The following is a 22,070-nucleotide window of genomic DNA, read 5'->3' on the forward strand; positions in this document are numbered from 1 at the left end:
GGTAAGTCGATCGAGTAATGAGATATTAACGTGGAAAACGCTAAAAAAGTCAGTGAAGAGTACCAGCTTGCAGGACAACTGACCCAACAATTGCCAGAAGCTAAGGGCTTTAACGAAGTCTGGTTTAAAAAAATCCGAGGCGGGTTGCTTCTGGCAATTGGATATTTGCTATCACCCCTGTGTTGGTGGAACGACATATTTTTCAATCTGCCAATTGCCTACGCCTTTGGGTATATCTGTAGTGGGCTTTCCCCAGATTTACTGTTTCCCTGCACAATTGTCGGCTACTGGCTTTCCAATATTGCTGGAATTCTGTTGATGCAGCTAGGAACTTTAGATGTTTTGACAGACAAACCCAAGGAAAAAAACCTCAAAAAAGAGTTATTGACGGGTTTAGTTTCCTCAACGGCCTTCACTCTGGTCATTGTGGCATTGATTCATTTTAATGTTCTCGATACTCCCGATTTCTTTGTCGGCAAGCAGTCGGTTAACCTCACCTCTACTTTACCTATGACGATCGTCACTTCAAGGTAGAAGACAAAATATAAACCCCATAAATGAATCCAGGGTTTTTGAGCAGTTACACAGGTACATATAAGAAAATCAGGGAAGTTTTACACTACAATTTCTGTAGTCTTGTTTATTTGCATTTACTTACTTTTACCAAGAATATTGTTGCTGAGAACGTGGCAACTCTAAAGCCTTGACGAGACAAATCTTTGGTAAAAAATATTGAAATGCAAGTGAGATTTAGCCTGTGTAGCTGTGTTGCAGGAGCCGCCCAAGTTATCTATTTGTTGGTTGGCAGCGCTTAAATACACAGTTTTTGGGCATAACCGTGAACTACTTATTACTATCCTTTCTCAGCTTTTTTGTGGGCATAATTGTTGGTTTGACCGGAGTTGGCGGAGCTTCGCTCATCACCCCAATGTTAATTTTTGTTTTCCATGTTCCGGCATCAATTGCTATTAGTTCGGATGTCGTAGCTGCCACACTGATGAAAGTTGTTGGTGGCTTCAAACACTGGCAGCAAAAAACCCTAGACTTGCAAATAGTTAAGTGGCTGGCTTTGGGCAGCGTGCCCGGTTCGCTGACGGGCGTGTGGATTTTACACTGCATCAAATCCAGCGGAAGTCAGGACTTAGACAGCATATTGCTGCGCGTTCTCGGAGTAGGGATCGCACTAATTGTAGCTTTATCGCTGACCCAATTAGTGGTCAAAACATTTTTCCCTAAGTTTAAATTCCCTTCGCCCCCTAAATGGGACTTAAATACTAATTATGGCCGTATTTGTACTGTGAGTGCGGCAGCAATTTTAGGCTGCATAGTGGGAATTACTAGCGTGTCTTCCGGTTCGATGTTTGCACTGTTGCTGATTGCTTTTTTCCGCCTGGATACTTCTAAATTGGTGGGTACAGATATTTCGCAGGCGGCAATTTTGTTGATGTTTACATCTCTGGGACACCTCAGCCTCGGAACAGTAGACTGGAGTTTAGTATTGCCAATTTGGTTGGGTTCGGTGCCGGGAGTTTTAGTAGGTGCTAAATTCTGCCAAATTATGCCTCAACGCCCGCTAAAGTTTGTTATTTACGGAATGTTGGCAATGGCTAGTTGGAAGTTGTATCAAGTCTGAAAAGTAGGGGTAGTGCCGAGCCCATTGGTGTCAACAATCCCCTAAAAACCTTTGTATATCTTGTTGAGAGCCGAGTCTAGATCCCCCTAAATCCCCCTTAAGAAGGGGGACTTTGAGAAGAATCTTGTCCCACCCCCTACTCCCCTTATTAAGGGGGGTGAGGGGGGATATAGACTTCGATACCACAAGAGAGACGGTGGGTTTAACGTTAAGTTGTCACCACTGCCCTACTACAATTTAATAATTGCTGACTAATGCTTCGAGTTCGCTGACAGTCGGCAATTCTAAATCTTTGAACAAGGCTGTACTGAGGTAGCGTTCGCCATAAGAAGGCTGGACAAAAACTATTAATTTTCCAGCATTTTCGGGACGCTTGCCGACTTGAATTGCGGCAAACAAAGCGGCGCCGGCAGAAATTCCTGACAACAATCCTTCTTCTCTGGCAAGTCGGCGACTGTAGGCGATCGCATCTGCGTCGGTAACTGTAATCACCTCATCAATTAACTCTGGTTTCAACACTTCTGGGATGAATCCTGCGCCAATCCCTTGAATTTTGTGAGCACCAGATTTACCTCCAGAAAGCACGGGGCTGCTTGCGGGTTCAACTGCGATCGCCTTAAAACTCGGTTTCCGCTGTTTAATTACCTCACCAACTCCCGTAATTGTGCCGCCGGTGCCAACTCCAGCCACTAAAAAATCTACTTTACCCTCTGTATCTTCCCAAATTTCCTCAGCCGTTGTTTCCCGGTGAATTTTTGGATTAGCGGGGTTGCGAAACTGTTGCAGCATGAAAGCATCGGGCGTTTCTTCTACAATTTCTTCCGCACGGGCGATCGCGCTTAACATCCCTTCATGTCCCGGAGTTAATTCCAACCGAGCTCCGTAAGCTTTCAGCATCGATCGGCGTTCCGTACTCATCGTATCCGGCATCGTTAAAATCAGACTGTACCCTTTCGCCGCCGCGATCATTGCCAAAGCAATTCCCGTATTGCCTGAAGTCGGTTCAACTAAAATTGTTTTCCCCGGTTGGATTAACCCCGCCTCTTCTGCAGCCTGAATCATGCTCGCCGCAATCCGATCTTTTACCGAAGCAGCCGGATTCATCCCTTCCAATTTGGCCACAATTTGAGCAACTACTCCTTCGGCTTGGGGAATTTTATTGAGCTGAACTAAAGGAGTTCTGCCAATTATTCCTGTAACATCCTTAGCAATTCTCATGGCTTAATTTCTCTCCCTTTAAATGTAGTACATGGGATGTGCTTGCTTGCGAACATCCCGCTGTTCGCACAAATCTTGTAATGTGTATTTTCCCAAAACAGCCCAAGATGCCTGTTGAGCTTCCTGCCAGATTTCTAGCACCGCAGTTTTTTCTATTGTTACAGATTCCGAAACTTTTTGGGTCGGGCCGCTGCCGTCGCCTTCAAGAGTCGAAAACACCTCTAGCAAAGTAATTTGCCAAGGATCTTTCGCCAGCAAATAACCGCCTTTAGCACCCCGCAAACTCTGGACAATACTTGCACGCCGCAGCACGGCAAGAATTTGGTCTAAATAGCGTTCCGGTATCTCTTGAGAAGCAGTAAGTTCGCTTACTGTTAGGGGCGAATCCTTCGGGTGGTGGCTCGCCAGTTCCAAGAGCGCTAACAGGGCATATTGTACTCTAGAAGATAGTTCCACATTCCCCACTGGCGATCGAGTTTAAATTGTACATTATATAATAGTACACAATTCCGGTAGGTGTACAGGTGTTAGTATATTTTTATTACAAAAACGGTTGGAGAAATCCCGTGAGCAACGTAAATGTAGGTTTAAGCTGTCGGCACTGTCGGTATTACGAGCAGCACGGGCACAGGGGCGGAAACTGCCGGATGCTCGGCGTGGGCGTAAAGGGTGGGTGGAAAGCTTGTCCGTTTTTGGTTCCACCCTTTGCACCGTCTTGGGAACACCCAGAAGCGGGTAGATCCCGAAAGTCTCAAATGTTGCAGGGAGCGAGTATTTTACAAGCAATACCCCCGCCTTAAAGTAACTACTAAGTAGGTAGGCGGATATATGCTGTCTCATCTTTAAGTAGATTCATACTCACCTACTTGGCGGCAGTCAACAGGTGCGAGATATCGCATCTGTTGGCAGTGAGAAGAAAGAAATCAACACAAAGAAAAAAGCAAGTGCAATTGTTGCCCTTGCTTTTGAACTTATTGACGAGTCGATGAGAAAATTTAGTTAACGCAAATTCGATACAAATTATCTATTGCCCAGACCATTCTGAATTTGATCGAAGATTGCACCGTCACCTTTGAACAGGGACGATTTTAACAGAGGGGCTGATTTAAGAGAAAATACTGGCAAACCAGTTTTTTTCTTAAATGGCTGCAATACACTATCTGCGAGATGATGATTCCGCATTGATGCTTCTTAGTTCCTCTTGTTTTTTCTCAGGTCGATTGAGCGCACAATTAAGTTTAATGCGCTTGACATAGAGCAAATGCAGCCTGATGAGATTTGCCCGGATAATCTATAAGATTTCGCTGATGTGGCAATTCTTGTTAATGGCAACAGTGGCAAGATTGAGAGACTGTTTTGCTAGCAGTTGGGCGATCGCACTCAAGGTGCGTTCGCCACCTCTCTCTACTTAATCTAATACATTACACTACTAAATACTAAATATCTATAGGAAAACAGTAGTTAATGTTTTTAAGGCGCGCTTGGCGGGAAAATGCGACATCTGTAGGGACAAAGGCTTTGCCTTTGTCCCTACCCGCAGGTCGATCGCCTATTCATGTTGGAAATTAATTCTCAAGTCGGAAGAGCGATCGCAATTTAATTCCCGCAACGCTTCCCAACAAAGCAGTCGCAATCCACAGCCAACCGTGCAAACTGGTAGAAGCAATACCGCTAAAAAAAGCGCCGACATTGCAGCCAAAAGCCAGCAACGCTCCGTAACCCATCATGAAACCGCCGCTCAAAACGGCTGTAACTTTGGGTAACGAAAGGTTTGTTTTGACGGTGAATTTGCCAGCCAAAGCCGCCGCTAAAACTGCTCCCAAAACAATGCCAAAATTCATCACGGAAGTAACATCAGCAAAGATGCCTTTTTGCAGGGATTCCAACTTGTCGGGAGTATTCCAAAACGGGTTAGTTGTTGGATTCCAACCGAAAGCGGTAGCAAGTTCTGCCGCCCACAAAGTAAACCCCCAAGTCACTCCCCAAGGCCTGCCGTCAATTAACAGTTTTACCCAGTTGAGAAAGGCAAGGGCAAAAGCTCCGGCAGCCAGAGGCCAAGGCCCGTAAAGCCATTGATTCTTGATGTGAGATTGAGGAGTTTTAATGATAAAATCTGCTGTTAAGGGTTGCTTGCCATTGGTGCGATTCCACTGCCAGAGGGCGATCGCAATTAACAGAAATACGCTTAGCTGCAAGATGACTGCGGGCATCCATCCCAAAGTTTTTCCTAAAGATATCGGTGGCAGCGAGGGCAAATGCCACAAATGTCTGGTCAAACTTCCTGCAAAAGAACCGATGCAAAAAGTCAGCAGCGTTAACAGCATTGACGTGCTGCCGCCGCCAATTGTCCAAAGCGTGCCGCAAGCGCAGCCGCTGCCCAATTGCATTCCAATTCCGAATAGAAAAGCGCCGATCGCATTTTGCCAGCCCACAGGCGCAACAGCCCCGGCTATTTTGTGTCCGAATGCCTCTCCTGATGCAAGTACGGGAGCAAAAAGTACAGTAGCAATTCCTAACATCAACAAGTGCGCTAAAACACCTGTAATATCGCGCTCTGCAAATAATTTGCGGTAAGCAGAAGCAAAGCCAAAACTTGCATGATACAAACTCGCGCCCAGCAAGCCTCCAATCAGAAATAAAACGCTCTGCCGCCAGCCGTAGGCGCTCAAACCGGCCGCACCAGCAGCAAATAGCGTCAGTATCAGAGCTAAAATCGGACGCTGCGATCGGGGCGGCGAAGTTTTTGTCAGCCGTGAAAAAGCAATTTCTGCGGTGTTATTCACAATAAAATACTTGACTCCAGAAACAACTGTAAAGCGAGGCAGAGCCTCCATTTTAGCGCTAAGTTTTTCGCGGCGAAGTCTCCGATTTTTCATCGGGTTGTTCGCTAGGAGTGCAAGCAACGGAATTATCTGCTTGTCGGTGCTCAGCTATTGTTGATAAACCAAAGCCAATCGCGCTGATTATTCCGAGCATTGATATCGAGATAATTGCTGTTTTCATTCTACCTCTTAGGTCAATTTTTACCCAAAATTGCTGTTAACTACAGATTTGTTTTCTACACTGCTTGTTCCGGACCAGTTTCTACAGGTAAATTAGTCTGACTGTATTCAGTCCAAGAACCTTCGTAGATTCTGACTTTGGGATAGTTCAGCAAGTGTTTCAAAACTACATATTGCAGCGTTGCTTCCCGCCCCGTACTGCAAGTAACGATGATGTCGCTGTTGCGATCGATCTTTTTAGCTGCCAAAACCTGCTTGATTTCGTCGAGAGACTTCAACTTGTGCGGGTTTTCAGCATCGGTAAAAGTCGGCCAGGGAATGTTGCGAGCGCCGGGAATGTGTCCGTTGCGCGTCCAGATTTTTTCTTCCCCTTGAAATAGTTTTTCCGGTCTGGGATCGATGAATGTGACGCCTGCTTTGCCAATTAAATTTTTGACTTCATCCAGGGTGACACGAATTGATTTGTTATCGCGGACAGTCAGTGTACCGGCCGCGTATTTTGGAAACTCTTTCGTCACAGTTTGAGCTGCTTTGTAACCCGCATAACCTCCGTCGATAACTGCTATGTTCGAGTGTCCCAATCGCTCTAATACGTAAGCAACCATTGTCGCGCCGAGAATGTCTCTGCCGTCGGAATAAACTAAGACGAGGCTGTTGTCTGTTACTCCTGCCCGCGACAGTAATTGCCCCAGTTTATCCGGCGTTAGATACTGTACTGGCAAACCGCTGTCCGGCCCGCGCAAGGTGTTGTCGGCGATGTTGACTGCGTTGGGAAGATGCCCGATAAAGTAGTCCATTGGATTGGTGCGGACATCGAGAATTCGCAGGTTTTTGTCGCTGGCGTTTTGGGCAACCCACGCGGGGGAAACGAATTGAATTTTACTTTTTGATTCCGCTGCTTGGGTTGGGAAAAATGGGAACAGAGGAATTGCGATCGCCAGCACCGCTAGGACGGCAATTAATGCCTCTATTTTCTTTCTTTTAAATCGAGCTTTCAGGGATTTAGTTTTCATTTTCTTTCCTCTTGCATTGTCTCTGTCGAAAAGCACAAAAAGCTCCTCGCTGCTAGAGAGCAGATCGCTCCCTGCAGTAATCACCTTAAACTTGACCGATTTACCGTATATTATAGGTATAGCTGTTGATTGTTGCACAGACAGTCTCAGAAAGTCAATAGTTTTTTTTAGTAGCGAAGGATACAGGAATTTTGGGGCGATTCCCTCCGGGATAGCTTCGCACGCGCGTGCGAATTGGCCCGTGTCAGCAACGGACTCGCGAGCACGCGGGTGCGAGACATTGATTCTACCCTTAGATTTCGTAGTGCCAAACCTCGGAAGGTTGTAGAATAATCCGGTGGAGAGGCAGACGATCGATCAAGCCTTGCTGCTCAAAATGACCGAGGGTGCGAGTGACAGTTACGCGACTTGTACCGATAATTTCTGCAATGTCCTGATGCGTTAAAATCATATCTATCAGATGTCCTTGCTCTACCTCAGAACCAAACCTCTTAGCCAGCCAGGTTAATAGTTGATAGAGCATAAAATCAACTCTTTTGTAACCTCGCATTACCATAAAGTCTTCAGCCTGCTGAATGTGATTGAGCAAAATATCTCTATTTAGCCAGCGATCGCCCGATAGTAAAATTGCCTCGACTTTAGTGAGGCATTCAATTTGAAAAGGATCGCATTTTGATATCGGTTTGCCGATCGTATCACCAGGCCCCCACAATCCCAAGGTGATAATTGTGCCATCTTCAAGCCATGTTACAGTTCGCACTACTCCAGTTTCAATTTTCCAGAGAGCATTGCTTCTGTTGGGCAAGTGCGAGCGACGAGAAAATATATGTCTGCTCGTTTCATCAAAAGTTTTAGTGGAAAGAGAAGCAATAGTCATAGCCAGTTACTGAAAGAATAAAAGTTAGTTTTTCCAATGACAGCAGGATAGTGTGGCTGGCAAAAATCTATATAAATTAAAGATTTACTAGATTCCTGCACCGTCTAAAAACTGTGTAATGAATATATCAGAAGACAGGAATAATTTATGTTTTGCGACCTCTGCTTGCTCTGATTGAGTGGTTTTGAGCGGAGATTGTTGAGATTTCAAAAAAGCAACCTGCTCTTCTAAATCCTTAATTCTATCGAACAAAGCTCGAATCGCTTGAGCTTCCAAATCCGGTAGACCTTGAGAATTTAGAGGATCTTCCACCTGCTTTTTCCGAGAGATAATGCGGCCGGGGATTCCCACAACTGTGCAATCGCTAGGGACATCCCGCAGCACTACCGAACCCGCACCAATCCGAACATTATTGCCAATTTGAATATTGCCTAAAACTTTAGCACCCGCTCCTACCACTACATTTTCTCCCAGCGTTGGATGCCGTTTTCCTATTTCTTTACCCGTGCCACCAATGGTCGCTCCTTGATAAATTACAGCATAATCTCCAACGATCGCAGTTTCGCCAATTACCACCCCCATGCCGTGGTCGATAAACACCCCCCTACCAATTTTTGCTCCTGGGTGGATCTCAATACCTGTTAAAAAGCGACTTACTTGGGAAATCAAGCGCGGTACAAACGGCAGGCCAGCGGAATAAAGCCAGTGTGCTGTCCGGTGCAAAAAAAGTGCTTGCAGTCCGGGATAGCAAAATAATACTTCCAGCCAGTTGCGCGCCGCGGGGTCGCGTTCGTAAATAATTTGCAAGTCACTGAACATATTTAGTCTCGCCGTGTTTGGGTTATACAGTATCGGCAGTGCCGACGGTTTAAGCTGCATAAAGCAGTATTGATTGTGGCATTATTACATATAATACTATAATCCGACCGAATTACAGTAGTTAATGATAAAAAAATTTTTCTTCCCCAGCCCTCTCTAAGCTGCCTCCGATATTTTCCGCGAAACAAACGGTACAGCTTGTCTGACTTCTTGCCGCAGCGGAATCTCGATCGAGAATTCCGTCCCTAATCCCGGTGTCGAATCGCAGCGCAGCGTACCTTTGTGCTTTTCTACGACAATTTTATAGCTGATGGACAGTCCCAATCCTGTCCCTTTTCCGACTGGTTTCGTCGTAAAGAAAGGGTCGAACAGCCGTTTTTTGACATTTTCTGCTATACCGGGGCCGTTGTCGGATATCCGCACAATTATTTTATCGGGAGTTGAATATTCTGTGGTTATGGCGATCGCGATCGGATTGGCTTTCGCTGCTTTGGGCCCGCGATCGAGGTTGTAACTCTCAAGGGCGTCGATCGCATTAGCCAGAATATTCATAAACACTTGATTTAATTGTCCGGCATAGCACTCTACTAAAGGTAAATTGCCGTAGTTTTTAACAATCTCGATCGGCGGGCGATCGCCTGTAGCTTTCAGGCGACTTTGCAGAATTAGCAGAGTGCTGTCAATGCCTTCATGGATGTTGACAGGTTTCATTTCGCTTTCATCTAAGCGAGAGAAATTTCGCAAAGATTGGACGATTTGAACAATGCGATCTGCTCCTATTTTCATCGAAGACAGCAGTTGCGGCAAATCTTTCCTGAGAAAGTCAAAGTCAACCTTTTCTAAATACTCTAAAATTTCCGCCGGAGGGTATAAATAGTGTTTTTGGTAGAGTTTTACCAACTCCAACAAATCGCTAGTATATGCGCTGGCGTGGTGGATATTGCCGTAAATAAAACTAATAGGATTGTTCACTTCGTGGGCGACACCAGCGACTAATAAACCCAAACTAGACATTTTTTCCTGCTGAATCAGTTGACTTTGAGTTTGCTGTAACTCTTGCAAAGTTTGTTCTAGCCTTTGAGATTTAGCCCTGCGTTCTGCTGCTATTTTTTCAATGAGAGCGGTATAATTCCACAAGCTCATTAGATAAAGTGTCGCCGCCAAAGTTAAGATTGTCCCAAAAATTAAAACAGTCAAAGAACGCCAAAATCTTAGAGGATTAATGTACTCTGGCGTTAGCCGCAGTTGCAGCAACCACCTGCGATTTTCAATATTGAGAATGCGGGTGCAACTGCTGCCATCCGGGCAGTAAGCTCTTTCCCCAATTTGAAGTTGGTTTTTAATGTTTTCGTCGGTGACGATCCTTTTAGTCTTTGCTTCGTAAAAAGCGAGAAATCTTTCTGTTTCAGGAGCCATAGCATCTTGAAGATACACATTAACAAAGTTGAGTTGAGTTTCCTGTAAAGCCGACTTCACAATAGCATCAACGAGCAAAATCCCCAAAGCAAAGCCTTTCAAATTTTCTGGGTTTCTAGCCAGTAAATTTTGCGGCGAGTCTGCGGTATTGTCAGCAGAAATTTGACTAAAAATTGGCAGAAACACGAAGACGGTTGGTTGATTTTGTGAAGACCATTTTTGACGGTCAGTCGCGATAATTTCTTGTCTTTTGGCGGCTTTTTCTAACGCTAGCCGATTGGCAGTCAAATCTAAACCTAAATCTATTTCATCAGTCAGGAATTGCGGAGAGTCAGAAACACGGGGCAGCCAAGCGATCGCCTTCAGGCTCGGATGGCGGTAGAGGGCAGGACCAACAAATGTCTTCATTTCTGGTTTTTGAACGCCGTCAAATACGCTGTAAAATGCTCCCACCGCCCGAATTATTTCTAAATTGCCGCTAACATCTCTCTGAATGTCTGTAGCTATTTTGTCCAGCCGGTCTTGCAGTTCGGCTTGCATGGATTTGTATTCCCAATTGTACGCAACTGAAGAGGCGATCGCAGACAGTCCCAATCCTGCACAAAGTGTTAATCCTGCTTGGATGTAACGGCGATAACTAAGTAAAGTGCTAGTTGCTAAATTCTTGAATTTGTTAGCAGTCATATTCTTCACCTATCCTTTTTTTAGTTCTTCCAGCCTCTGCCTGGGATTTCTCGTTTTTCTAGTTCTCAGGCTCTGCCTGGGAATGAATTTCAGGAGGCTCTGCCTCCGATTAAGAGCCACGAGACAGCATTACCAGGCACAAGCCTGGTAACGATGTGGGAGGAGTGTTTTGTAAAAGCTCCCCGATAGTATTTTGAGTAAGATGCAGCCGCTGATTTTAAATTGAATAAGCAGGGAAAGTCATCGCGTGTTTGGGCTTGACGTAAACCTGCTGATCTCGCGTTAACTGTAGAGAATCGAAGCGCTCGCGACTCACGTAAGCTGTTACTACCTGCTGCGATTCTAACACTAACTCGGTTTGTATTTCCCGCCCTAAATGAATGATGCGACTGACTTTTGCTAATGAAAAACCCGACTCCGGCTTAGTTTTAATTTCCACATCGTGGGGGCGCAAAAACACTAATTCCGAATGAGCGGCTCCATTATGGCGAGGCGTTGTGGCGTTGCTGGCGAACAAACCCGCAGCATTCGACAGCACATTGACCGGTCCAATAAAACTCATCACAAAAGCTGTTGCTGGTTTGTCGTAAATTTCAGCAGGAGTGCCAACTTGTTCGACTCTACCTTTGTTCATCACCACAATTTCATCCGCTACTTCCATAGCTTCTTCTTGGTCGTGAGTCACAAAAACTGTGGTGATGTTAACTTCTTTGTGAAGGTTGTGCAGCCACGATCGCAATTCTTTGCGGACTTTAGCATCTAATGCTCCAAAAGGTTCGTCTAGCAGCAGCACTTTTGGTTGAACTGCGAGAGCTCTGGCCAAAGCCACCCGCTGCCGCTGGCCCCCGGAAAGTTGCGAAGGATAGCGATCGCCCAAACCTGTCAACTGCACTAAATCCAAAAGTTCATCAACCCGCCTGCTAATCGAGCCTTTAGGAACTTTGCGAATTTCCATCGCAAAAGCAATATTTTTCCGAATACTCATGTGTTTGAACAAAGCGTAGTGCTGAAACACAAAACCAATATGCCGTTCCTGCACCGACTGATGAGTAGCATTTTCACCCGTCAGGTAAATCTGACCGCTGTCTGGCGGTTCTAGTCCCGCAATCATCCTCAGCAGAGTCGATTTCCCGGAACCGGAAGGCCCCAACAGCGCGACTAAAGATCCCCTTTTAATTTCCAAATTCACGTTGTCAATGGCGTGGAAGGAGCCGAAGTGTTTCGATACGTTCTCAATTGTAATGCTCATGACTTTGTGTACCTATTTTAGGAGTTGACGATATTAACTCCACATATCTGACCGATTTACAGTAGTATATCCTGAAATTAATATTTTGCAAGACCTGTAACTTTTTGTATTGTATTTCGAGCCCTGCTGATGGGGACGGCGCTTGAAAGTTGACGCTGGCGGGCAGTCTGAGTTAAGCCGCGAGGGTTTCCAGATGTGGCTGTAGCAGTAAATGCGATCGTCGGAGAATAAGCCATGCTGAAATTACGCAGAAACCGGGTTTGATGGACGAAAATACTGCATCATCACCTTTAAAACCTTTAATCCCCGTAAAAAACCCGGTTTCTTTGCTGTCGATCTATCTATATTTTACCGCTGCCGACAATTCCCCGACTCCCGGCGATATTAAAGATTTCATGTACAAATTGCTCAATCTCAGGTGCGATCGCACACAATTTAGATCACAATAGTTAATTCAGAAGCCAGCCAGCTTCACCTTTGAAAAACTGACAGAATAGTAAATTCTAACCAGAACACCACTATGGGAAAACCAACCGGCTTTATCGAATTCTTGCGCGAATTGCCCTCCGAACTCTCACCAGTCGAGAGAGTCCACAACTGGGACGAATTTCACCTGCCGATGGATGAGGACAAACTCCGCACCCAAGGCGCGCGCTGCATGGATTGCGGCATTCCGTTTTGCCACACGGGCACAATTATCAGCGGCATGGCAAGCGGCTGCCCGATTAACAACCTCATCCCCGAATGGAATGACCTAGTATATCGCGGACTTTGGAAAGAAGCCCTTGACAGACTCCACAAAACGAACAACTTCCCCGAATTCACCGGCCGCGTCTGTCCCGCACCCTGCGAAGGCGCTTGCGTGCTCGGCATCAACAATCCGCCGGTCACGATTAAAAACATCGAAGCCGCAATTATCGATAAAGGCTGGGATGAAGGCTGGATTGCCGCCGAACCACCCGCCAAACGCACCGGCAAAAAAATCGCCGTCATCGGTTCCGGGCCCGCCGGTTTGTCCGCCGCCGCGCAACTCAACAAAGCCGGTCATTGGGTAACAGTATACGAAAGAGCCGATCGACCAGGCGGCCTGCTAATGTATGGCATCCCCAACATGAAGCTAGACAAAGAACAAGTCGTAATGCGCCGCCTCAAAGTCCTCGAAGACGAAGGCGTGACATTCGTCTGCAACACCGAAGTCGGCAAAGACTTACCAGCCGAACAACTGCTAAAAGAATACGACTCCGTTGTCCTCTGTACCGGCGCGACAAAACCCCGCGACTTGGGCATCCCCGGCCGGGAATTAAAAGGCATCCACTTCGCAATGGACTTCCTGACAGCCAACACCAAAGCAGTTTTAGACAAGAGTACAAACGATAACTTCATCTCCGCCGAAGGCAAAGATGTCGTGATCATCGGCGGTGGCGACACCGGTACCGACTGCGTGGGCACCTCCATCCGCCACGGCTGCAAAAGCCTCGTACAGCTAGAAATCCTGCCCAAACCGCCCTCGGAACGGGCGGCCAACAATCCCTGGCCGGAATGGCCGAAAGTCTACCGCCTCGACTACGGCCAAGAAGAAGCAGCAGCCAAATTCGGCGACGACCCCCGCGGCTATCTCACCACGGCGACAAAGTTCGAGGGCGACGAAAACGGCAATGTCAAAGCTGTGCACACCGTTGAGGTGGAGTGGGCGAAAAACGAGAAAGGGCAGTTCATTCCGAACCACATCCCGGGCACGGAAAAAGTGTTGCCGGCACAGCTTGTGTTGCTAGCGATGGGCTTCCTCGGCCCGGAACAGCCGCTGCTGGATGCGCTGGGATTGGAACGCGACGCCCGCAGCAACGTGAAAGCCGAGCACGAAAAATATACAACCAGCATTCCGGGAGTTTTCGCGGCTGGGGACTGTCGCCGGGGACAAAGTTTGGTGGTTTGGGCAATTAATGAAGGGCGCGGTGTGGCCCGGGAGTGCGACCTTTATCTGATGGGGAGCACTGATTTGCCTTAGTTGGTAGGTATGGGTCGATCGAGATTGTTTGATGTCCGATAATTTATTAGGCCCCTAGGGGCGGGTTTAGAATATTTTTGATTTAAAAACCAATAATATTCTAAACCCGCCCTTTGTACCTTGAAATAGGTAGATTGCGATTTACCGTTGGGTGGGGGCGGGTTTACGAGATTATGGATTTTAGGCATAGATGATTGGTGAAACCCGCCCCTCGCATCGATTGACATAATATTAGATGACGATCGACTGTATATAAGATTTACCATTCCATTCGATCGCCAATGGACTAGATTCATTAATTTTGACTGCATTATGAGGATACAATTCATCTTTTCCCCACAACAAAGGATTATTAACAATATATTCACGAATAGCAAATAATGATTCTTCATTGCGGATGATATGTTCGTAATAACCCCGCTGCCACACCGATATGCCTGTCAAATCTCGCATTTGGTTAATTCGCCGCGCCGAAGATGTTTTTAAACCCCGCACAATTTCCGACAAAGGATGGATTTTTGATTTTATCGGCCCAAATTTATCGGATTCTGTATAATTTCTTTCGGGGCTGCCGTTCAAAACAATAATTCCATGCACGTGATTTGGCATCACAATAAAATTGTCCACTGCCACATTTTGGTAACGTTTGGGAAGAAGACTCCAATTGAATAAAACAGTTTTACCATAGGGACTCAATTGCATTTTATCATTAATAACTTCGCCGAATAAACATTCGCGCTGCCAACTGCAAATAGTGATAAAATACCCACCGGGAGTCCTATAATCATATCCTGGCAGGCGAATAGAGCGCCGGTGGTGTTTGTTAGGCTCGTATTTCATAATTTTGTCCCCATAAAAAAGTTGTTCGTTGGGCCGGGGCGGGTTTATTATATTCTTGGTTTGTCACATAGATAGTTGGTGAAAGCTGCCCCGGAGATGGGCTGTGGGGGCGGGTTTTACCAACAATATTTGATGCTCGCAAACCATCTATAAAAACCCGCCCCCACCCAACCAATAACCCAGATTAACCTGATTTTATAGATCATCCCAAAAAATGTAAATTCCGATTTACCTTTGCGCGGGGGCGGGTTTATTATATTCTTGGTTTGTCACATAGATGGTTGGTGAAACCCGCCCCGACGATGGCCGGTAGGGGCGGGTTTTACCAACAATATTTGAGGCTCACAAACAATCTATAAAAACCCGCCCCCACCCAACCAATAACCCTCAACCAAAATTCAACGGATCGACATCAATAGTTAAACTAACAGAACGCGGCGTGCGATCGCGCAACCCGATCAAATCGGACAAATCCACCGACTCATCCAAAGGCAACTTCAGCAAAATCTGCCACCGATAGCGATTTGCCACCCGCATAATCGCCGCAGGTGCAGGCCCCAACAACTCACATCCCGGTACAGACAATCGCTCAATATACTCCTGACAAACAGACGCCAATTGTACCGCAGTCACCGCCACTTCTGCCGCATCTACACTGCTCAACCGCAACAACACCAGCCGCCCCGAAGGTGGATAATTCAGCGCCGCTCTTTCTGCTAATTCTGTTTCCACAAAATCTGCATATTCGTGCCGCCTAACTGCTTGAATTACCCGGTGTTCGGGAGTGTAAGTTTGAATAATTACCCGCCCCGGATCGTCGCCCCTGCCAGCACGGCCCGCGACTTGAGTTAATGTTTGAAAAGCTCGTTCGCTGGCCCGATAATCGGATAAGTTTAGCAACCCATCAGCAGACACAACTCCCACCAATGTTACTCCAGCTAAATCTAACCCTTTCGTCAGCATTTGCGTACCCAACAAAATGTCAGCTTCCCCATTAGCAAATTGCGTTAACAATCTGCGGTGGTCGCCCTTATTTCTAGTCGTATCACTGTCAAACCGAATTGCCCGCAATTCTGGAAACAATCTCGTTAATTCCTGTTCGACTCGCTGAGTGCCGCTGCCAAAGTTTTTGAAGTAAGGAGAACTGCATTCAGGGCAGTTTTGAGGGTGTCGTTCCGTGTGGTTGCAGTAGTGACAGCGCAATATTTCTGCTGTTCCTTCGCCGACGTGGTGATAAGAAAGCGAAACATCGCAGTTCGGGCATTCCATCACATAGCCGCAACTTCGACAAGAGACAAAGGTACTGTGTCCTCTTCTGTGAATAAATAGAATACCTTGCTGTTGTCTTGCTTGCAATTGTTCGAGGGCGTTTTGCAGGGAAGCGCTGAAAATTGAGCGGTTCCCTTGCCGCAATTCTTGGCGCATATCGACTATTTCCACAGGCGGCATGGGGCGAGAATAAATGCGATCGGGCAATGATAAATAATGGATATTTGGTAACGAGTAATAATCTCGGCGCGTCCCCACCAAAGTCTCTAATGCTGGCGTTGCGGAACCTAAAATTAAGGGACAATTTTCTAATTCTGCGCGCCATTTGGCAACGGTGCGGGCGTGGTAGCAGGGGGCTGGTTGGTCTTGTTTGAAGCTGCTGTCGTGTTCTTCATCGAGGATAATTAAGCCGAGGTGAGGTAATGGCGCAAAAATGGCCGATCGCGTGCCGATGACAATTTGCGGGGTTCCAGTCAGCATCTGACGCCATGTATCGTAACGTTCGCCGTCGGATAGGGCGCTGTGGTACACGCAAATTTGTTCGCCAAAACGGGCGCGGAATCGATCGGTAAGTTGCGGTGTCAAACCTATTTCGGGAACGAGTACGAGGGCGGATTTGCCGCTGGCTAAGATTGGGGCGATCGCCTGCAAATACACTTCGGTTTTCCCGGAACCTGTAACGCCGTGCAGCAGCACTTGACGGAATCCCGAAAAAGAGTTAATAAACGCTAAAGCTTGAGCTTGAAAATGAGTTAAAGTTTTCGGTGCATCGGGCAATTGAGAAATTCCGCGATCGCCCCTGAGCACTTCCCTTTGATCGATGACAACGCTACCTTTTTGTTCCAAATTTTTGACAACAGAAGAACTCGCGCTGCAAATTCTCAGCAAATCGTTCATCCACATTTCACCGCCGCCGCGCCGCAAAACTTCCAATACTTCTTGTTGCCGCTTGGTTAAATCTGTGACAAATGCACTAGCAATTAATGTCACTGCCGGTTTGAGTTGTGGTTTGGGAGGATTGGGCGGTTCTAAATAACTTTCTACCCAACCGCGTTTCAATAAATCTTTCAATCCCCGATAACTTCCCTTAACTTGCCCCTGGAGGTATTTCCAAGTGTAATCGCCGTTTTTTTGAGCTTGCAGCAACTGCAAAAGTTGACTCGCGGCGGGATTGAGAAATGTTTCGGCATTCGGAGAAATAGCGTCCTTAATTAAGCGAATTCGGCGCACGGAACGGCTTAATAAACCGGGCGGCAGGGAGGCTCTAATTACTTGAATTAAAGGTGTGCAATAATAGGTGGCAGTGCGATCGAGTAATTCCCAGTAAGTCGGTGGGAAAAATCCCGTACTGACAACATCTTCGACATCTTTAACCCGCGCCGGATCTAAGTCGGGCGGCAGTTGAGAAATGAACCGAATCGCGATCGCCCCTACCTGTTGACTGCCAAAGGGTACACTTAAGATATCCCCTGGTTGTACTGTAAGTTCAGCAGGTAAACGATAGGTAAATAACTTATTTTCCTCCCCTGGGGAGTCCCCCGCAACCCTGAAGGGAGAGTCCACCAATACCTCGATCCACTCTGCCCGCACGGTGGGGCGCTGTGGCGGTTCGCTGCTGCCGTAGGATGCCCCGGCCTCTGCCGCTATAGGGGTTGACAAACCAAAAGTGACAGTAGACATAGGGTTGCACATCAAACTAGGAGGAGCCGCGGTCAAAGGGAGTTTTCATTATCCCTCAGTTTAGCTCGATCGATCGATCTTAGCTGCGGGATTTGGCGATCGGAATCTCGATCGCCAATTCAGTCCCTTCTCCAATTGCGGATATGCACTCCAACCTCCCCCCGTGTTTGTCCACAACAATCTGATAGCTAATTGACAATCCCAAACCCGTCCCGTAACCAACTTGTTTGGTGGTGAAGAACGGATCGAAAATTTTCGCTTTTACAGCTTCATTCATTCCCAGACCATTATCTTTGATGCTAATTCTTGCCCAATTTTCGGAAATAATAGAAGTAGTAATTACCATCTCCATAGGGTTGGCTTCTATCTCGTCCAGTGAAGAATTTTGCTCTCGCTCCCGCAGGGCATCCACAGCATTATTAATGATGTTCATAAACACCTGATTTAATTGCCCAGCATAACACTCTACCTTGGGCAAGTATCCATAATTCTTAATAATTTTTATAGCAGACTGACCTGGTTTTTCTTTAGTTAAATGCTGCAAAATTAACAAGGTGCTGTCAATTCCTTCGTGAATGTTAACTGGTTTTTTTTCACCTTCATCTACCCGCGCAAAGTTGCGTAAAGTCAACACGATTTCGCGGATGCGCTCGGAGCCAACTTTCATTGACGAAAGAGTTTTCAACAAATCTTCCCGCAGAAAGTCGATGTCAATTTTTTCCAGAAAAGCTTCAATCTCTGCATCTGTTTCGGGATACCTATCCTGGTACATTGCGAGCAACTTTAAAAGGTCGCCTGCGTAGTCATTGACATAGGTAATATTGCCGTAGATGAAGTTAACGGGATTGTTGATTTCGTGGGCAATACCAGCTACCAAAATTCCCAAAGCCGACATTTTTTCGGCTTCGATCAATTTGATCTGTGTTCTTTGCTGGTTTTCCCGAGCTTTTTCTAGTGTAGAAATTTTTGCTTTAAAAATATTTTCGGAATCTCTAAACTCCTCAGTGACTATTTTTAGCAAAGATTCTTGTTTTTGATTAAGGACTTGTAATTTGCTGCGTTCAATTTCCGAATTTTTGAGTTTTTTCCGCAGGATTCGATTTTCATTTTCCAGCTCTTTGATTCTGTTTTCCCAGTCTGTTGGTTCCATCGGCTATTATTTTGAACCTAAAAATAGTGTCATAACAGTTTTATTAGTAAATTTAGTGGCACCCTTTACATAGTTAGAATCTCGGCGCATATCGTCTATCCAATTGTGTCCTAAAACTTCAACACTTCCTTTATTTGGGTCGATATAAAAATCTTATCTAAGATACATTCACAATGTCAACATATTAATAACAAATATGGTTAAAACCGATCGCTACTTTTATTCCCCGCTCTCGCATTTGCGGGGTTTTCATCGGATTGTTGATAAATAAGCAGGGCGATCGCAAACTTATAAAGGCGGGCCCAGCGCGAAAAATTGCCTGATTCAGACAACCTTTGTACAAAACCCATCGGCAATGCAAAGCGAAAATATTGAATGTGAGTGCGATCGACTCCGGGGCGACGGGAAAAGTGCGATCGACTGGCCGCGCGATCGCCCACAAGCAATCTCAACTAACAAGGCAATGCCTCTATCCCAGAACGCAATCACACTATACCATTCCTCCGAAATCTCACTGCAATGTGTCGCTCGTACTTACATACCCGCACCATTTTGTGCTAAGAACTACTACTTGTGACAACATCGACACAGCAGTTTATATTTGGAGAGTAATTGATGTCAGGTAGCGAAGTTCGTGCAGACTTTTGGATGAGCGAGTACATTACCCCTTGGGATATTTACGTTCACGGCATCATCAGCGTGCTCGCTTACAAGAAAACAGCCTATCAAGAAATGTACGTAGTTCAGACCGGTACCTACGGTAAAGGCTTAGTTCTCGACGGCAAATGGCAATCTTGTACAGGCGACGAGTTTCTGTACCACGAACCCCTGGTGCACCCAGCCATGATTTGTCACGGTTCCCCGAAAAAAGTGCTCGTTCTCGGCGGCGGAGAAGGAGCTACAATTAGAGAAGTGCTGCGCTGGAAAACAGTTGAAAAAGTCGTGATGATCGATATTGACGGCGAAGTAGTAGAAGCTTGCCGCCAACACCTGCCCGAAATGCACCAAAATGCCTTTGATGACCCCCGCTGCGAAGTAGTAATCGGCGATGCCTTGGACTATTTAGATAACACTGACAAAGATTGGGATATTGTCATTTCTGACTTGTCCGATCCCATTGAAGAAGGCCCATCTTTCCAGTTGTTTACCAAGGAGTATTTTGAGAAAGTTCGCAGCGTAATGTCACCTAACGGATATTTCGTAGTGCAAGCCGGGCCAGTTTCTCCGGCAGAAATGAAAATGCACGCTCGCATTGTAAATACCCTGAAATCTGTTTTCTCCAATGTTCAATCCTGCACCAGCTTTATTTCTACTTATGGAGCTCCTTGGGGTTTTGCCGTAGCTTCAAATCAAGAAATTAATACGCGGCCCGAACCCGAAGCTACTGACAAATTACTCGCCGAGAAAACAACTGGCGGGTTGCGGATGTTCGACGGAATTACACTGTTGGGGTTGATGCAAGTTCCCGGTCACTTGCGGCAGGTAATCGCCACTGAAACCGAAGTTTACACTATGGCAGCACCGCCTAAGTTTTTCGGGAAAGGTTCGGTTGGTCAGTGAAGTTAAATTGAAAGAGAAAACTCGTTTGGAGTAACTGAGATGAACAATTTAATTCGCATAGTCGCTGCAATTTTTCTTCCCCCTCTGGGCGTATTTTTGACTGTCGGCATCGGTACTGATTTTTGGATCAACCTGGTTCTCACGTTTTTGGGCTTTATTCCCGGCATCATTCACGCTGTTTGGGTGATTGCTAAGCACGATCGAGCTTAACTTGAGTTCAAATCCAGTTTTGGGATAATAAACAGGCAAGAGAAAATAAACTTTCTTTTGCCTGTTTTCACCAATAAATCTGGATTAAATCTGCATTCATCCGCGTTTATCTGCCGACATCTGCGGTTAAAAATAAAAAAATCTAATTCTTATGACAATTAGATTGCACCTCAATTTCTTCACAAATCAATTCAGCAATTTTTGTCGCCGCCCCCGATTCTCCTCGAACCGCACGCAAACGATCGCCCATTTGTGCTAATTTATCAGGATGGCTCAAATAGTCGATCGCCAATTGAGCCACAGCATCGGGTTCCAGCTTCCCAATTAACTCCGGCACAATCTCCTCCTGTGCCCAAATATTCGGCCAAGCATAAAGCTTTCCCTTTCCCAATTGCCAGATTAGCCAATTAATCGCAGTCGCAAAAGCTGAACCGACTAACGGTAAATTTGCCAGCAATCCCGGCAATCCGTCCCAAGCTTTCATCGCATCCAATTGCTGCGTCGGAATCAAAACAATCATCGGTACGGCTAACGAACCCAATTCCGCAGTATTCGCTCCCACAGTAGTTAAACACAGGCTGCATTCTGATAGCAAATCGTAGGCGGGCGTCTGCGTCCAAAGTTCTACCTGCAAGTTATTTGCTGTCTGCAAAAACGGCAGTTCTGTTAAATGAAGTTCGGCGCTGGCGTTCTCAAATAAATGCAGGCAAGGATTTTGTTCAGGGTCGGCAAAACGTGCTAAAGTTTGCACATCTATGGTAGGAGCAACGGGAATTACAAAGCGAGTTTCAGGGCGAATGCGATGGATGGATTGGGCGATCGACAAACATAACGGTACACCTAAAGCTAATTTAGCCGCTTTAGAACCGGGCAACAATCCAATTAATTCTATTTTCCGTAGGGGCGGTGTTCCCATGCCCGCCCTGCCCGATTTCCCGTTCCCTACTTCGGCGATCAAATCTCCGACAACTGTAAATTTCTTAGCATATTTTTCGGGAATTTTAGCAAAAACTTCTGGTTTCATCGCTGCAAATTTGTCAATCCAGCGATACCACCGCGCGTCCCATTCAGCATAAATAACAGTGCGATATTTAAGTCTTTTGCCAATCACAACCGTAAAAAATTGATCGCCGCCTAAAAATAAAACAACTCCTATTTCGTGCCAATCCCAATTTTCAGCAGTTTTGCCAGATAATAGGAATGGAAAAAAATGCTCCGGCGCCTGCACTCTGTCCACTTCAGGGTAGGAACAGGCTATTTCTGCTTCTTTCCCGGTGGCGTGCGGACAGGGGGACAGCACCACAGAGATTCGCGCTTGAGTGCCCGCGTTTCCCAATTGCTCGCGCAAAGCTTGCACGGCGGGACGCACCCAAGTTGCCAATTCTCCGGGGCCGTTGGAGAGGATTAAAATATCGACTGTCATAGGATTTAATATTTGAGAGGAT

At 46.2% G+C, this 22,070-nt stretch carries 20 protein-coding genes; 7 read left to right on the plus strand and 13 right to left on the minus strand.

Features of this window, described 5'->3' with window-relative positions; translation table 11 throughout:
- Nucleotides 1–30: 30 nt before the first annotated feature.
- Nucleotides 31–534: a DUF7980 family protein gene (locus tag NDI35_RS07940; RefSeq protein WP_445312248.1), complete on the plus strand. Its 504-nt coding sequence runs from the start codon at nt 31–33 to the stop codon at nt 532–534.
- A gap of 304 nt (nt 535–838) precedes the next feature.
- Complete coding sequence (locus tag NDI35_RS07945) at nt 839–1,633, plus strand: sulfite exporter TauE/SafE family protein (protein WP_445312249.1); 795 nt, start codon at nt 839–841, stop codon at nt 1,631–1,633.
- Between the two features lie 237 nt (nt 1,634–1,870).
- Here the strand turns inward: NDI35_RS07945 and cysK are convergent, their stop codons facing one another.
- Both cysK and NDI35_RS07955 read right to left on the minus strand, forming a co-directional pair.
- Complete coding sequence (gene cysK / locus NDI35_RS07950) at nt 1,871–2,851, minus strand: cysteine synthase A (protein ID WP_445312250.1); 981 nt, start codon at nt 2,849–2,851, stop codon at nt 1,871–1,873.
- 18 nt (nt 2,852–2,869) lie between these two features.
- A complete protein-coding gene (locus tag NDI35_RS07955; RefSeq protein WP_445312251.1) occupies nt 2,870–3,307 on the minus strand; it encodes an RrF2 family transcriptional regulator in 438 nt (145 codons plus the stop codon).
- A 110-nt stretch (nt 3,308–3,417) separates the two neighbouring features.
- Between NDI35_RS07955 and NDI35_RS07960 the strand changes: the two genes are divergently transcribed.
- Nucleotides 3,418–3,651, plus strand: a complete 234-nt coding sequence (locus tag NDI35_RS07960; RefSeq protein ID WP_445312252.1) for a hypothetical protein — start codon at nt 3,418–3,420, stop codon at nt 3,649–3,651.
- 765 nt (nt 3,652–4,416) lie between these two features.
- Here NDI35_RS07960 and NDI35_RS07965 read toward each other — a convergent pair.
- The 6 genes from NDI35_RS07965 to NDI35_RS07990 form a co-directional block, all read right to left on the minus strand.
- A complete protein-coding gene (locus tag NDI35_RS07965; RefSeq protein WP_445312253.1) occupies nt 4,417–5,727 on the minus strand; it encodes a YeeE/YedE family protein in 1,311 nt (436 codons plus the stop codon).
- A gap of 182 nt (nt 5,728–5,909) precedes the next feature.
- Nucleotides 5,910–6,866 carry a sulfurtransferase gene (locus NDI35_RS07970; RefSeq protein WP_445312254.1) on the minus strand — a complete coding sequence of 319 codons (957 nt, stop codon included), beginning with the start codon at nt 6,864–6,866 and terminating at the stop codon, nt 5,910–5,912.
- Between the two features lie 292 nt (nt 6,867–7,158).
- A complete protein-coding gene (locus NDI35_RS07975) occupies nt 7,159–7,743 on the minus strand; it encodes a Crp/Fnr family transcriptional regulator (protein ID WP_445312255.1) in 585 nt (194 codons plus the stop codon).
- A gap of 87 nt (nt 7,744–7,830) precedes the next feature.
- Nucleotides 7,831–8,562 (minus strand): serine O-acetyltransferase, encoded by a 732-nt coding sequence (gene cysE / locus NDI35_RS07980; RefSeq protein ID WP_445312297.1) that lies wholly within the window; start codon nt 8,560–8,562, stop codon nt 7,831–7,833.
- 156 nt (nt 8,563–8,718) lie between these two features.
- The gene (locus NDI35_RS07985; RefSeq protein WP_445312256.1) at nt 8,719–10,662 is read right to left on the minus strand and encodes an ATP-binding protein; all 1,944 of its coding nucleotides are present in this window, start codon (nt 10,660–10,662) and stop codon (nt 8,719–8,721) included.
- A 217-nt stretch (nt 10,663–10,879) separates the two neighbouring features.
- Nucleotides 10,880–11,911, minus strand: coding sequence for a sulfate/molybdate ABC transporter ATP-binding protein (locus NDI35_RS07990; protein ID WP_445312257.1), 1,032 nt, complete (start codon nt 11,909–11,911; stop codon nt 10,880–10,882).
- A gap of 263 nt (nt 11,912–12,174) precedes the next feature.
- Between NDI35_RS07990 and NDI35_RS07995 the strand changes: the two genes are divergently transcribed.
- Nucleotides 12,175–12,360, plus strand: a complete 186-nt coding sequence (locus NDI35_RS07995) for a hypothetical protein (protein WP_445312258.1) — start codon at nt 12,175–12,177, stop codon at nt 12,358–12,360.
- A 71-nt stretch (nt 12,361–12,431) separates the two neighbouring features.
- Nucleotides 12,432–13,916 (plus strand): glutamate synthase small subunit, encoded by a 1,485-nt coding sequence (gltD, locus tag NDI35_RS08000; protein ID WP_445312259.1) that lies wholly within the window; start codon nt 12,432–12,434, stop codon nt 13,914–13,916.
- A gap of 231 nt (nt 13,917–14,147) precedes the next feature.
- Here the strand turns inward: gltD and NDI35_RS08005 are convergent, their stop codons facing one another.
- From NDI35_RS08005 to NDI35_RS08020, 4 genes are all read right to left on the minus strand, one after another.
- Complete coding sequence (locus NDI35_RS08005; RefSeq protein ID WP_445312260.1) at nt 14,148–14,756, minus strand: transposase; 609 nt, start codon at nt 14,754–14,756, stop codon at nt 14,148–14,150.
- 387 nt (nt 14,757–15,143) lie between these two features.
- A complete protein-coding gene (gene priA, locus NDI35_RS08010) occupies nt 15,144–17,705 on the minus strand; it encodes a primosomal protein N' (protein ID WP_445312261.1) in 2,562 nt (853 codons plus the stop codon).
- Between the two features lie 79 nt (nt 17,706–17,784).
- On the minus strand, nt 17,785–18,855 hold the full coding sequence (locus NDI35_RS08015; protein ID WP_445312262.1) for a sensor histidine kinase: 1,071 nt from the start codon (nt 18,853–18,855) through the stop codon (nt 17,785–17,787).
- 200 nt (nt 18,856–19,055) lie between these two features.
- Nucleotides 19,056–19,295 carry a hypothetical protein gene (locus NDI35_RS08020; protein WP_445312263.1) on the minus strand — a complete coding sequence of 80 codons (240 nt, stop codon included), beginning with the start codon at nt 19,293–19,295 and terminating at the stop codon, nt 19,056–19,058.
- Nucleotides 19,296–19,470: 175 nt separating this feature from the next.
- Here NDI35_RS08020 and NDI35_RS08025 point away from each other — a divergent pair, with 175 nt between their 5' ends.
- Complete coding sequence (locus NDI35_RS08025) at nt 19,471–20,415, plus strand: fused MFS/spermidine synthase (protein ID WP_445312264.1); 945 nt, start codon at nt 19,471–19,473, stop codon at nt 20,413–20,415.
- A gap of 39 nt (nt 20,416–20,454) precedes the next feature.
- Nucleotides 20,455–20,625, plus strand: coding sequence for a YqaE/Pmp3 family membrane protein (locus NDI35_RS08030; RefSeq protein WP_333071975.1), 171 nt, complete (start codon nt 20,455–20,457; stop codon nt 20,623–20,625).
- A 142-nt stretch (nt 20,626–20,767) separates the two neighbouring features.
- On the opposite strand, the gene NDI35_RS08035 is transcribed toward NDI35_RS08030, so the two are convergent.
- A complete protein-coding gene (locus NDI35_RS08035) occupies nt 20,768–22,048 on the minus strand; it encodes a glycosyltransferase family protein (RefSeq protein ID WP_445312265.1) in 1,281 nt (426 codons plus the stop codon).
- Nucleotides 22,049–22,070: the final 22 nt, after the last annotated feature.

The sequence above is a fragment of the Microcoleus vaginatus FACHB-2002 genome, from assembly GCF_040004035.1.
GTDB lineage: Bacteria > Cyanobacteriota > Cyanobacteriia > Cyanobacteriales > Microcoleaceae > Microcoleus > Microcoleus vaginatus_C.